9 protein-coding genes and 2 tRNA genes are annotated in these 13,381 nt (G+C 63.8%); 6 read left to right on the top strand and 5 right to left on the bottom strand.

Features of this window, described 5'->3' with window-relative positions; translation table 11 throughout:
- Nucleotides 1–4 precede the first annotated feature (4 nt).
- The 3 genes from ABMA59_RS17270 to ABMA59_RS17280 all read right to left on the bottom strand — a co-directional run bounded on the left by ABMA59_RS17270 (nt 5) and on the right by ABMA59_RS17280 (nt 5,579).
- Nucleotides 5–1,303: an ABC transporter substrate-binding protein gene (locus ABMA59_RS17270; protein WP_349006615.1), complete on the bottom strand. Its 1,299-nt coding sequence runs from the start codon at nt 1,301–1,303 to the stop codon at nt 5–7.
- A 199-nt stretch (nt 1,304–1,502) separates the two neighbouring features.
- On the bottom strand, nt 1,503–3,275 hold the full coding sequence (locus tag ABMA59_RS17275; RefSeq protein WP_349006616.1) for a hydantoinase B/oxoprolinase family protein: 1,773 nt from the start codon (nt 3,273–3,275) through the stop codon (nt 1,503–1,505).
- Nucleotides 3,276–3,491: 216 nt separating this feature from the next.
- On the bottom strand, nt 3,492–5,579 hold the full coding sequence (locus ABMA59_RS17280; protein WP_349006617.1) for a hydantoinase/oxoprolinase family protein: 2,088 nt from the start codon (nt 5,577–5,579) through the stop codon (nt 3,492–3,494).
- 262 nt (nt 5,580–5,841) lie between these two features.
- Here ABMA59_RS17280 and ABMA59_RS17285 point away from each other — a divergent pair, with 262 nt between their 5' ends.
- From ABMA59_RS17285 to ABMA59_RS17295, 3 genes are all read left to right on the top strand, one after another.
- The gene (locus tag ABMA59_RS17285; RefSeq protein WP_349006618.1) at nt 5,842–6,744 is read left to right on the top strand and encodes a LysR family transcriptional regulator; all 903 of its coding nucleotides are present in this window, start codon (nt 5,842–5,844) and stop codon (nt 6,742–6,744) included.
- Nucleotides 6,745–6,777: 33 nt separating this feature from the next.
- The gene (locus ABMA59_RS17290) at nt 6,778–7,791 is read left to right on the top strand and encodes an ornithine cyclodeaminase family protein (protein WP_349006619.1); all 1,014 of its coding nucleotides are present in this window, start codon (nt 6,778–6,780) and stop codon (nt 7,789–7,791) included.
- A gap of 159 nt (nt 7,792–7,950) precedes the next feature.
- Nucleotides 7,951–8,026 (top strand) — tRNA-Lys (locus ABMA59_RS17295).
- A 619-nt stretch (nt 8,027–8,645) separates the two neighbouring features.
- Here the strand turns inward: ABMA59_RS17295 and ABMA59_RS17300 are convergent.
- Nucleotides 8,646–8,719 (bottom strand) — tRNA-Cys (locus ABMA59_RS17300).
- A 274-nt stretch (nt 8,720–8,993) separates the two neighbouring features.
- A complete protein-coding gene (locus ABMA59_RS17305; RefSeq protein WP_349006620.1) occupies nt 8,994–9,902 on the bottom strand; it encodes a PhzF family phenazine biosynthesis protein in 909 nt (302 codons plus the stop codon).
- A 265-nt stretch (nt 9,903–10,167) separates the two neighbouring features.
- Here ABMA59_RS17305 and ABMA59_RS17310 point away from each other — a divergent pair, with 265 nt between their 5' ends.
- Genes ABMA59_RS17310 through ABMA59_RS17320 form a run of 3 tightly spaced genes read left to right on the top strand, consistent with a single transcriptional unit; the run spans nt 10,168 to nt 13,375 of the window.
- Entirely contained in the window at nt 10,168–11,457 is a 1,290-nt protein-coding gene (locus tag ABMA59_RS17310; protein ID WP_349006621.1) for an efflux RND transporter periplasmic adaptor subunit, read from the top strand.
- A complete protein-coding gene (locus tag ABMA59_RS17315; protein WP_425475934.1) occupies nt 11,457–12,167 on the top strand; it encodes an ABC transporter ATP-binding protein in 711 nt (236 codons plus the stop codon). Before ABMA59_RS17310 ends, ABMA59_RS17315 begins: the two co-directional genes overlap by 1 nt.
- Nucleotides 12,167–13,375 carry an ABC transporter permease gene (locus ABMA59_RS17320; RefSeq protein ID WP_349006623.1) on the top strand — a complete coding sequence of 403 codons (1,209 nt, stop codon included), beginning with the start codon at nt 12,167–12,169 and terminating at the stop codon, nt 13,373–13,375. Before ABMA59_RS17315 ends, ABMA59_RS17320 begins: the two co-directional genes overlap by 1 nt.
- Nucleotides 13,376–13,381 lie beyond the last annotated feature (6 nt).

The following is a 13,381-nucleotide window of genomic DNA, read 5'->3' on the forward strand; positions in this document are numbered from 1 at the left end:
ACGATCAAGCTGCGTTGAACTCGTTCCACTTGGCATAGAGGAACTCGGCCTGGTCCATCAGGTTGTTCCACACCGCCACCTTGGAGAAGCGCTCCTCGTAGGAGCCGCCGTCGCGAACCTCGCCGGCCGAGTTGGTCTTCTCGCCGGTCGGGCTGGTGATGTCGGCGGTGGCCGCCTTGCCTTCGTAGAAGAAGCCACGCTCGTTCTCGGTGAGCGCTGCCATCGCGGTCTGGACATTGGCGCTGTAGTAGCCCTGCTTGGCGATGAAGCCGCCGACCCAGCCGGAATTGTACCAGTTGAGGTATTCATAGGCGGCGTCCTTCTTGATGCCGTCGAGATGGGCCATAAGCGCGAGGCCGTTGCCCCAGCCGCGATAGCCTTCCTTGAGCGGCTGGTAGACGCATTTGACGCCCTGTGTCTTGACGGCCGTCACCGCCGGCGACCACATCGACTGGATCACCACCTCGCCGGCCGCCATCAGGTTCACGCTTTCGTCGAACGTGTTCCACAGCGCCCGGAAATGGCCCGCCTTCTTTAGTTCGATGAGGCGCGCGATGGTCTTGGTGAGTTCTTCCTGGGTTGGGTTGCCCTTGTCGCCGAAGGTCATCTCGCCGGCCCCTTCCATGGCCATCATGGCGTCCATGATGCCGTTGGTCGGGATGTTCTGGATAGCCGCCTTGCCCTTGAAGTCGGGCGAGAACAGGTCGGCCCAGGTGGTGATGTCGCGGCCCACCAGGTCGGGGCGGATGCCCAGCGTGTCGGCGTTGTAGACGCTCGGCACGAAGGTGGCGAAGCCGGTCTTGCCCGAAGCGAAGGTCGTGGCGTCGACTGCATCCCGGTACATGAACTCGAACGGCGCATCGCCCTGGCGCGAGACCTCTTTCCCGGCGAACGTACCCTCGGTGTAGAGCGGGGTGAGCTGCGCCCAGTCCTTGATCTTGGCGACCTCGACTGCCTGCGTGACGCCCTGCGGCACCGCCACCTTGGTCTGCCAGATCTCCATGTCGGCGATGTCGATCGACTTCGGATCGTTGACCATGCGGTTGAGCAAGCCCGGATGGTCGACCACCGACATCTCGATCTTGAAGCCCAGGTCCTTGCTCGCCTGGTTGGCAATGTCGATGATGGTCGAATAGGACATGCCGGTGTGCACCAGCGTCACGTCCTTGATGTTCTGCGCCCAGATCGTCGGGAAGCCGGTGATGACGCCCGATCCGGCAGCCGCGCCTGCAAGCGCCGCGCCGCCCTTCAGCACCGAGCGGCGAGAGATATTCTTGTTCGGAATTCCGCCTGTCTTTTTCATGTCAAGTCTCCCATTGAAGATGTCTGTATGCGTTGAACGTCGCCGCTTCCGTGCCGATTGTTACCGGTCTTTTGTTCGGGGCCGATAGGCCAGCGCGGTTCCGAAGGTGATGCACGTACCGTCTTTCTTCCACTATCCCCCGCGGAGGTTTTTCCGGCAAATCAAAATACGGCCCACTGCCGGAGACTGATTTGCCGACTTATGAGCGCGCCAGTTCCGCGCGCAGCTTGCGGGTGGCCTCCGCGTCGAGTGCCCACCCGTATCCGTCATCGACCTCGCTAAGGATCACGCCATAATCGTCGCGGGCGTGCTCGGCAGTAATGAAGCCGTCCAGCACGTCGTCCAGGACCTTATCCGCATCGCGCTCCAGCGGATCGCCATACCCGCCGCCGGTCGGCGAATAGTAAGTGACGATATCGCCTTCCTCTGTACGGAAGCCGGAGAATTTCGCCGGCTGGTAGCTTACCTTGCCGGTGTGGATGTTCCTGATCTCGACCTTGCTGCAGGCGCCCTCCCTGCCGCCGAATATGCCCCAGGGCGCGTCCTCGTTGCGGTCGCTCTCATGCGTCATGAAACCCGGGCTGAGGTAGCGCTGGGACTTGACCACCCCTGCCCCGCCGCGGAATTTCCCGGCGCCGGGCGGTGCGTCGTCGCGGACCTCGTAGCGGTCGCAGATCAGCGGCAGGTGCATGCCGAGGTCTTCCAGCGGATTGTTGCGCGTGTTGCGCATCAGTTCCTCGACCGTGTCCGGGCCGTCCGACAGCGGCCGCCCGCCCATCGCCGCCTCGTTGACCTCCAGAAACACCCAGTAGTCGCCATTCGGCCGCACGCCGGAGTAGGAGGCGAAAGACAGCACCGCCGCGTTTCCGGCTGTACATTTGTCCGGCAACACCGGCGCCAGCGCCTTGATGATCAGGTCGCAGAGCCGCTGGATCTGGCTGAAACGGGCTTCGGCTGCCGCGGGCGCGATCGGGTTGAAGATGGAGCCCAGCGGCGAGGTGACCTTGACCGGCCTGAACGAGCCCTCGTTCTGCGGGATGTATTCCTCATGTGTGTAGGTATCCAGCAGCAGCGCCCGGAAGGCGAAGAAGCAAGCGACCTTGGTCGAGCCGTCAAACGGCACGTTGAAGGCGGTCGGCACCTGCGGCGACGATCCCGTCGTATCGACCTCGACGCCGTCGCCGCGCACCTTGACCGTGACCTTCAGCGGCAACGTCACGCCACGGTTGCGGCCGTCATCGTCCAGAAAACCTTCGGCGACATAATCGCCGTCCGGGATTTTCGCGATTTCCCGGCGCAGCATCGTCTCGGTGTAATCCATCAACTGTTTCGTCGCCTGGATCACAGTGTCCTTGCCATAGGTGGTCAGCAGCTCCTCGAAGCGTCGCACGCCGAGTTCCGCCGAGGCTATTTGCGCCTCTAGGTCACCCATCACCAGCCCCGGCACGCGGGTATTGCCGCGGATGAAATTCCACAGCGATTCATTGCGCACGCCCTGATCGTAGAGCTTCAACCCGTTAAGCAGCATGCCTTCGGCGAACACGTCGGGAATGTCGATGACGAGACCGGGCGTCGCCGCACCGATGTCGACATGGTGCGCCGTGTTGGCGGAGAAACCGACGAGTTCGCCGCCATGGAACACCGGCATGACGATTCCGATGTCCGGCGAATGGCTGGCGCCGAAATAGGGATGGTTGTGGATGACGCAGTCGCCCGGCTTCCAGGCGTCAAGCGGGATCGTCTTCTCGATGCCGCGCAGATAGCCCGGCAGCGATCCGATATGCATCGGCGTGGAATCGCTCTCGCACAGCGTGTTGTAGTCGCGGTCGAACAGGCCGGCGCCGAGATCCTGGCTTTCGCGGATGATCGACGAATAGCTCATGCGGTAGAGCACGTTTCCCATCTGCTCGGCGATGGAGTGCAACGCGCCGCCGATGACCTGCAGGCTGATGGGATCGACTTCTTTCACCATACCCGCGTCCCCGTGCTTTCAGAATAAACGGACGTGGAAGTACCCCCACCCCTAACCCCTCCCCACAAGGGGGAGGGGAACGTCGCTGCATACGCTCCATGAGCCACCCCTCGAAGATTTGGGTGGGAAGCGCCGACATGATCCCCCTCCCCCTTGTGGGGAGGGGTTAGGGGTGGGGGTAAAAGGCCGAGCAAAGGTTTCACAGGCGCCATCCGCTCAAGCCTTCGCGACCAGCATGTCGCCATGGCTCATCACCGTGGCGATGTAGCCGGGCGGCACCAGCGTGGTCGAATTGTGCTGCACGATCAGCGCCGGGCCGCTCACCGTGTCGTCGGCAAGCAGCTTTTCGCGCTGGTAGCGCGGCGTGTCCGCCGCCTGGCCGTCGTCGAACACGGTAGTGCGGCGGTAGAGCACGGCATCCGCCGGGTCGGCGCGCCCGCCTTTCGCCAGTTTCGGCGGCTGCAGCGTGTCGACCTCCACCGTGGCAATGACACGCAGCGTGATAATCTCGCAGGATTGCTCGCGGAAAGCATGGCCATAGACCTGGCGGTGCGCCTGGTAGAAATTCTCGTTGATGACCGCCGCCGACGCCGCGTCCAGCGCACCGTTCGGCATGTCGGCGCGCAGCTCGAAACCCTGGCCGACATAACGGCATTCCGCGACCTGGCGGAAACGGCGTTTTTCGGCAGGGATGCCGTCGGCGTCGAGTTGGCTGTTGGCGCGCGCGATGAGTTCGTCGAGCGCGGCGTTGACCTTGCTGAATTCGGCGTCTGTCGCCTTGTCGAGCGTGAGCAGCAGCGAGTGCGTGTATTCATATTGGAGGTCGGTAACCAGCAGGCCGGTCGCCGCCGTGATACCCGGATGCGTCGGCACCAGCACGTCCTTGGCGAAGATCGCCTCGGCCAGAGACACCGAATGCAGCGGCCCTGCCCCACCAAAACCCATCAGCGAAAAGTTGCGCGGGTCGATGCCCTTGGCCACGGAGTTTGCGTTGATCGCCAGCGCCATGTTGTTGTTGACGATTTTCAGGATGCCGAGCGCCGCCTGCTCCACGGAAAGGCCAAGCGGCCCGGCTATGTGCTTTTCGATCGCCTTCCTTGATAGAGACGCATCGATCTTCAAATCGCCGCCCAGAAAATGTTCCGGGTCCATGCGGCCGAGCACGACCTGCGCATCCGTTACCGTCGGCTCCTCGCCCCCCTTGGCGTAACAAGCCGGCCCCGGCACGGCGCCGGCCGAGCGCGGCCCGACGCGAAACGCGCCGCCCGGATCGAGATAGGCGATCGAGCCGCCGCCGGCACCGATGGCATCGATATCGATCATCGGCACCAGCACCGGAAGGCCAGCGACCTCGGTGTCGCGCGGGTTCTTGATACGCAGTTCGCCGCTCTGAATGACCGAGATGTCGGCCGAGGTGCCGCCGATGTCGATGGTGATGATGTTGTCGCGGCCGCAATTGGCGCCGGTCCAGCGCCCGCCCATGACACCGCCCGCCGGGCCAGACAGCAGCAGGCCGATCGGCAGTTCGGACGAGTTCTCGATGGTCGAGATACCGCCATTCGACTGCATGATGCGCACGATGGCGTCGATGCCGTTGCCACGCAGACGGCCTTCGAGGCTGCGCAGATAGGCCGAGGTTTTCGGGCCGATGTAGGCGTTCATGGCAGCGCTGGAGAACCGCTCATATTCGCGGATCGTGTTCACCACATCCGACGAGGCCGACACGAAGGCGTCCGGCAATACGCCCTTCACGATCTCCTTGGCGCGCTGCTCGTGTTCATTGTTGAGGAACGAGAACAGGAAGGCGACGATAACCGCATCCGTGCCGCGCTTGGCGAAGAGTTCGGCGGCCTGCCTCACCTCGTCCTCGGCCAGCGGCACGGCAATCTCGCCAGTCGGCGGCATGATGCGCTCGGTGACCACCAGCCGGTCGCGGCGCCGCACCAGCGGCTTGGATTGCCAGGGAAGGTCGAACTGCAGCGAGAAATTGTGCGGCCGCTTGTGGCGCGCCATGTGCAGAATGTCGCGAAAGCCCCGTGTGGTGATCATGCCGACCTTCGCACCGGCGCGTTCGATCACCATGTTCGTCGACACCGTCGTGCCGTGGAAGACGGCGTCGATCTCGCCCGGCTTCACGCCCGCCAGGGCGCAGACCTTCAGAATGCCTTCGACCACGCCTTCCGATTGATCATGCGGCGTCGACGAGACTTTGGTGACAACGACCTTGCGTTCGCTCCGCTGGCCCGACTGCTCGAGCACGATATCGGTGAAGGTGCCGCCGACGTCTACACCGACCCGGATCACGAGCGCGTCCCCCGCGACGGGTTATCAGTAGACGCCCGACGAACGTCCGCAGGAAAAGCGGCGTTCAGGCAAGCAGCACTTGGAAGGATTCTCCGCAAGACCACACCTAAGGGGCTGAAAGGAGACGTCAAATGACCCATTAATGTGTTCACCCTAGCGCCATCGAGCAGCGCTTTTTTCAATTGATATAAGTCGTAGACAGCCTCCTTTTGGATGTGAAATAATTATTTCCACAACAATTGATACGAAAACAGCATCAGTCTTGCGGTACGACCTGAAACATCTCGCAACCTTCGTGGCGGTGGCCGAGGAACTCAACTTCCACCGCGCCGCCGAGCGGCTGACCATGGCCCAGCCGGCCGTCAGCCGCATCGTGCTGGAGCTGGAAGAACGGCTCGGCGTAAAACTGCTGGAGCGCACCACGCGCAAGGTACGGCTTACTGAATCGGGGCGCTACCTGCTGGAGGAGGCGCAAGACATTCTCGGCCGCATCGACGTGGCCGAAAATACGGTGCGCCTGCTAGCGTCCGGCACCAAGGCGATCCTGCGTGTCGGCTATACCACCATCACCGGCCACTCGCTGGTGCCGGACATCACCCGTGAATTCCGCAACGCCAACCCGGACGTGCGTGTCGAACTGACCTATCTCCATTCGCCGGCGCAGCGCGACAAGATCCTTCAGGACGAGATCGACCTTGGCTTCATCGAGGGTTCGTTCCAGAATTCCGAGATCGAATCCCGTCCGGTCGCCCGCCATCGTCTGATGGCCCTGCTGCCTCCGGGCCACCCGCTTGCCTCCAGGACGGAACTGACCGTCGAGGAACTCGCTCGTGAACAACTCGTCATGGGCACCAACGCGGAGTGGCCGACGCTGCGCCGCATCGTCATCGATGCCTTCCAGAACGCTGGCCAAGTCATGACAGTTGCGCAGGAAGCCCCGAGCCTCGTCGGCATTCTCGGCCTGGTGACGGCCGGCGTCGGCATCACCATCTTCACCGGCATGCCGCGCTTCTGCGGCGAACAGGCGATCGCGCCAAGGCCGATCGTCACCGACCCGCCGGTGATCGTCGAAAGTCATCTCGCCTGGCGTCGGGCCTCGATCAGCAGCGCCAAGCGCCGCTTCATCGAGGCCAGCCAGAAGGTAGGCAAGGCCTACATGATCTGATCGAACAAACATCCGGCAGAAGGGAACATCGCGATGGAAAACTGGGCCAACCGCAAGACGCTCATCCTCGGCAGGAGCGAGATGATCGGCCTGCTCAAACCGCAAGAATACAACGATTGTGTCGAGCAGGCCTACCGCATGCATGGCGAGGGCCGCTTCTACATGGACCCGAAGGGCCACATCGTGCTCGACCGGTTCCCGGGCGAATGGGAGGCTATGCCCTCCTATATCGAGGAACCGCACGCCGCCGCCTGCAAATGGGTGTCGATCCGCGAGAAGAACCGCGAAAACTACAATCTGCCGACCGTCTTCTCGATCCTGATCTACACCCACCCCGAGACCGGCTTTCCCCTGGCGATCGTCGACGGCAGCTACCACACGGTGATGCGCACGGGTGCCGCCGCCGCCGTCTCGGCGAAATGGATGGCGCGCAAGGATTCCAAAACGCTCGCCATCGTCGGCGCCGGCCATATGGCCGAGGGCGCGCTGGCGACCTGCAACGAAGTCTTCAAATGGTCGGAGGTGCGCGTCTGGAGCCGCAGCAAGAATACGCTCGACCATTTCGTCCGGGAACAGCAGCCCAAATACGACAGCTTCGAAATCAAGCCATCGCAAAATCTCGAACAGACGGTGCGCGGCGCCGACGTTGTGGTGACGCTGACGCCCGCGCGCGGGCCGATCGTCATCGCCGACTGGATTGGACCCGGCACCCATATCGCCGCCGTCGGCGCCGATAAAAAGGGCGACCAGGAACTGGAAGGCCGCCTGCTGAAAGGCGCCCGCATCTTCGTCGACGATATCAGACAATGCCGCACCGACGGCGAGATCAACGTGCCGCTCTCGGAAGGGCTGATCTCCGAGGCCGACATCGCTGGCGAGATCGGCGAGGTCATCACCGGCAGGAAGCCCGGCCGCACCGCGGACGACGAGATCACCATCTTCGATTCCACCGGCATCGCATTGCAGGATTCCGCGACTGTCCCACTCGAATACGAACGTGCGATGGCTGCCGGCGTCGGCATCGAGAAGAAGATGATTTCGACCTGAACACCCCTGACCGGCGCGTGCGCACGGCGCGGTGGTTCGCGAGCCCACCGCGCCGCGCATGACCGCCATGCGCATTTTGTCGGCAAATGCCTGTCGCAAGGGGCTGGACAGGCCGGATCGCCATGGCTATATCGCGCCCATCGCCTTAACCGGCGGCCCGGGTGCGTAGCTCAGTTGGTAGAGCAGCTGACTCTTAATCAGCGGGTCACAGGTTCGATCCCTGTCGCACCCACCAATAATTCCGACAAGCGACCGATCATGGCAACCTCGCGTTGCGGTAGGTGCGCGTGGCGAACCGTTTCAACCTCTGCGACAATCTGCACAGGAGATTTGCACGTTTGAACATTGCCGAATCAGCAGGCATTACGTATACATGACGTGTCGGCCATCTTACTCCTCCCAGATGCGATGCCGACGCTGAAAGCGGCGAACCTCCTCCCTCGCCGCAATCAAATCGAGCCCGCTGCCACCTCCTCCCGGCAGCGGGCTTTTTCTTTTCAAGCAGAACCGGCCGTGCGACGGCGTATCGCCACGCACCGATGCCAGCCGGGGCAAATCCGCATTTGGCGCCCTCGCGGCAATCGGGACCGATGTGGTAGGGGAAACACAATTTATCGCAGGAGAACGACTGGTATGCGGCGACTGGTTTTGACGATGCTTGCCTTGGCGACACTGGCCGGCTGCCAGAGTTCCAGCTCGCGCAGCTACGATGGGGCGGAGTGCGACCCACGTGCAACGGATAGCGGAATGTGCGTTCCCGGCGAACTCCCGGCGGAAGAATAGCGGGCTTCAGGCGACGCTGCGGATACAGAGCCCGATCGCGCGTCTGCACCGGTTCTCGGTTTAAGCAGAGTTGGAGGGCCGAGCGGGAATTGAACCCGCTGCGCCGGATTTGCAGTCCGGAGCGTCACCGTTCCGCCTTCGGCCCTCATGGGCAACGCCATAGCCGCTATTCGCCGGCAGGCCAATGGCAGGAGGTTCGTTCTTCTCCACGCACCCACGAAACGGGCGGTCCGTCATGCAACGCAAAATCGGGAGAGCCTAAAGCATGTCGCGCCTTATCCGATCCATTCTGCCGGCGACGGTTTGGACCAAGGTCGAGGGGTTGGTCGCAGGTCGGCTGGCGGCCCGGACAAGACGAAGCCAGAAGGATTTGGTCCAAACCGGCCCGGCAGGATGGATCGGATAAGGCGCGACATGCTTTAGGCGAATAGAACACCCTCCGCCACCTTGACCGCCTGGCCGCCGATGCGGGCGCCCTCGATCCTCCCCCTGGCGATGTCGATCTCCAGCCTGATCAGCGACGGACGGCCCATCTCCATGCCTTGTTCGATCCAGTATTGCGGGGAACCGTCGACAGGTGCGTCGAAATGCGCGATGGCGCCGGCGAAGGCGGCCGCCGCCGAACCCGTCGCCGGGTCCTCGTAGGACGGACTGCCCGGCACGAACATGCGCGCATGGAACGCACTGTCGTGGTGTACGGTCTCACGGCAATAGACATAGGCGGATGCCACCGCGCTGCCGCTCTTGGCTGGCGATATCTCCATCCAGGCGGCGTTGTCGAAACGCACCTTGGCGGCCACGTCCAGTCCGGAGACGGGCACCGTCACATAGGGCACGCCGGCGGTCCAATAGGATATGCGATGATTCTCGAAACCGATCTCGTGCGGCCCCAGGCCCAGCGCCGCTGCTACCGCGCCGGCATCGGCCGAAAAGGACGGCGCTTCAGGCAGTTGCGCCAGGCTGAACTCGGCGAAAGCCGTGCCCCCGGAATGGCCGACGGCGCAACGCACGGGCCCGATATTCTCCTCCAGCACGAAGATGGAGGGCGCGCTGTTTCCCGACTCTTCGGCCAGCGCGATCGCCGTTCCAACGGTCGGGTGCCCGGCGAACGGCATTTCATAGTCCGGCGTGAAGATGCGCACCCGCGCCTTGTGGCGCGGATCTTCCGGCGGCAGCACGAAGGTCGATTCGGACAGGTTGAACTCGCGAGCGATCCGCTGCATGGCGGCGGTATCCAGCCCGTCGCAGTCCAATACGACAGCGAGCGGATTTCCGGTCAGAACCTCGCCGGTGAACACGTCGTAGACAAGGTAGCGGCGGCGTTTCATCGTTCAGAACTCTCCGGTCGTCTCAGGATGAGCGAAATTTAACTTGAAATAGCCCGGCATCCACATGACCTGTGGAGACGAAGGGATTTTTGGTCGAATCTGCCGATAGTTTCGGAGGGAGCCTACGCTCGACAACGAGACATGCTGGGAAGCGAAAGAGTCGAGTCGACGCGCGAGCGTCGGCTGGAATGTTGTATGATGCAGCCGCTCCAAGCGCCCTTCATTCCAATCGGCAGAGTTGATCCTGCATGATAAGGGGTCCGCGATGGACCAGATTGTCAATCGGCCACATGTGGACAACCCACCGTCCATCGAGGCCGCGCTCGACCTCCGGCACCCCAGCGGTTTCCGCTGGGGCCGCATGTTGCTGCGCACGCTCTTTGCGCTGGCCGTCGTGGCCGGTCTCGGCTCAGGTGCATACTGGTGGTACACGCCCTTGCAGGCGCCGGTTTCCTTCGTCACCGTGCCTGTGACGCGCGGCGACCTGACCGTGGAGGTGTCGGCGACCGGCACGCTGCAGCCGCTGACCCAGGTGGACATTTCGAGCGAGCTTTCCGGCGTCGTCCGCTCCGTCGCTGTCAACGAGAACGACACGGTGAAGAAGGGCGACGTGCTCGCCGAACTCGACACCGTGCGCATCGCCGCCAATGTCGACCGCGCCGAAGCCTCGGTGAAGGTGGCGCAAGCGCAGGTCGGCCAGGCCGAGACGACGCTGAAGGAGGCCGAGCAGACGCTGACCCGCGCCCAGCAGCTTTCGGATCGCGGCATGGTCGCGCAGCAGGCGCTGGACACCGCCCTCGCCGCCCGCGACCGCGCCAGCGCCGCCGTCGCGGTGGCCGAAGCGAACGTCGCCATCTCCCAGGCCGAGCTGAAGCTGCAGGAAGCCGACCTTGAAAAGAGCAAGATCTACGCGCCGATCGACGGCATCGTGTTGACCCGCTCCGTCGATCCCGGCCAGACCGTCGCCTCGTCGCTGCAGGCGCCGGTGCTTTTTGTTATCGCCGCCGACCTGAAGAAGATGGAGCTGAAGGCGGCGATCGACGAGGCCGATATCGGCGCGGTCCGCCCCGGCCAGAAGTCCCGTTTCACCGTCGATGCCTTCCCCGAGCGTCCGTTCGACGCGGAGATCCGCGACATCTCCTTTGCCTCGGTGACCACCGAGGGCGTGGTAACCTACGATGCCCGCCTCGACGTGGACAACGACGAACTCCTGCTGCGTCCGGGCATGACCGCCACCGTCGCGGTGGTGACGCGCGAGGCCAGCGACGTACTGACGATTCCAAGTGCGGCCTTCCGCTACAGTCCGCCCGTTCAGGCGACCGAGCGCGGCTGGAGCCTGCAGCGGCTGTTCATGCCGCGCATGGGTCGGCCTCGCGCAAACCGCCCGCCGACGCGCGATGCCGACGGCCTGCGCACCGTCTACGTCCTGCGCAACGGCCAGCCGGAAGCGGTACGCGTCAAGACCGGCTCGACCGATGGCGAAAACACCGAAATTCTCTCCGGCCTCGCGGAAGGCGACAAGGTCATAACCGGCGCTCGCGAGGCACGCGGATGATGGCTTTGGGCGACAGGACGCTGATCCGCTTCGACGACGTCTGGAAGACCTACGGCAAGGGCGAAGCGAAGGTCCATGCTCTGGCCGGCGTGTCGTTCTCCATCGGCTGTGGCGAGTTCGTTGCGATCATGGGTCCCTCCGGCTCGGGCAAGTCGACGGCGATGAACATCGTCGGCTGCCTCGATACGCCGACCGGCGGCCGCTACGGATTTCTCGGCGCCGATGCCGGCCGGCTCGACCGGGCTCGCCGGGCCACGCTGCGCAACCGCTACATCGGCTTCGTCTTCCAGGGCTACAATCTCCTTGCCCGCACCACGGCGGCCGAGAATGTCGAACTGCCGCTGATCTATCGCGGCGTGCCCGCCTCAGAGCGGCGACAGCTTGCCATGCGGGCGCTCGCCGAAGTCGGGCTGGAGGGCCGCGAGCATCATACCCCCGCAGAACTTTCCGGCGGGCAGCAGCAGCGCGTGGCGATCGCCCGCGCCATCGTCACGCGGCCGACGCTGGTGGTCGCCGACGAGCCGACCGGCAATCTGGACACGGCGCGCAGCCATGAGATCATGGAACTGCTGACGCGCCTCAACGAGGAATTCGGCTTGACCATCGTCATGGTCACGCATGAGCAGGACGTCGCCGACTATGCGCACCGCATCGTCGGTTTCCTAGATGGCCACGTCGCCTCAGACCGGCTGAAGGCGGAGGCCGCCTGATGCTTCTGGAAACCATCCGCCTGGCGCTGCGTTCGGTCCGCCGCAACGTGCTGCGCTCCTTCCTCACCTTGCTCGGCATCGTCATCGGCGTGGCGGCCGTCATTGCCATGCTCACCATCGGCAGCGGCACCACCGAAAAGGTGAAGTCCGACATTTCAAGGTTGGGCAGCAATCTTCTCGTCGTGCGCGCCGCGCGGCCCGACCGCTCCGGCTCGACCTCCTTCACCCCGCGAAAACTCGACGAGAGGGACGTCTCAGGTCTCGCCAACGGGCTGACCACGGCGCGCGCGGTTTCGGCGGAAGCGCAGAGCACGGTGCGTGTCGTCTTCGGTGCGCAGAACGTGTCGGCCAGCGTCAGCGGCACGGATACCGGCTATTTTGTCGCCCGCGACTGGAATGTCGCGCTTGGCCGCATCTTCACCGAATCGGAGGTGCGCGGCGGCACCAATGTCTGCCTCGTCGGCCAGACGGTGCGCGACCAGTTCTTCGGCGCAGGCGACCCGGACGGCCAGTCGATCCGCGTCGGCAAGACAAGTTGCCGGATCATCGGCGTGCTGGAAAGCAAGGGCACCTCGGGCTTCGGGCAGGACCAGGACAATGTCGTGTTGATGCCCCTGCTCTCCTTCCAGCGCCGCATAGCCGGCGACCGCGACATCGACACGATCTATGTCTCGGCCGCCGACGGCGTCGCCACCTCCGAAGTGCAGGAGGAAATCGAGACGATCCTGCGCGAAACGCGCCGCATCGCGCCCGGCGCCGACGACAATTTTGACGTGCGCGATATGACTCAGATCGCCGACGCCATGGCCAGTGCCACCGCCACCATGACCGGCATGCTCGGCGCGGTGGCTGGGGTCAGCCTGCTGGTCGGCGGAATCGGCATCATGAACATCATGCTGGTGTCGGTCACCGAACGTACCCGCGAGATCGGCATAAGGCTCGCCATCGGCGCGCATGAGCGGCACATATTGGTCCAGTTCCTGGTCGAGGCCACGGTGCTGTCGCTGCTCGGCGGACTGATCGGCATCGCCATCGGCCTGGCGCTGGCCGGCGCCGCGTCGCTGACGCTGTCGATCCCCTTTGCACCAAGCCTCGCCGTCATCCTGCTCGCCGTCGGCTTCTCGGCGCTGATCGGAATGGTGTTCGGCTTCTTCCCTGCCCTGCGCGGCGCCCGGCTCGACCCGATCGTGGCGCTAAGGCACGAGTGACGGAAA

It is taken from the genome of Mesorhizobium yinganensis (assembly GCF_040081985.1).
Classification (GTDB): Bacteria; Pseudomonadota; Alphaproteobacteria; order Rhizobiales; family Rhizobiaceae; genus Kumtagia; species Kumtagia yinganensis.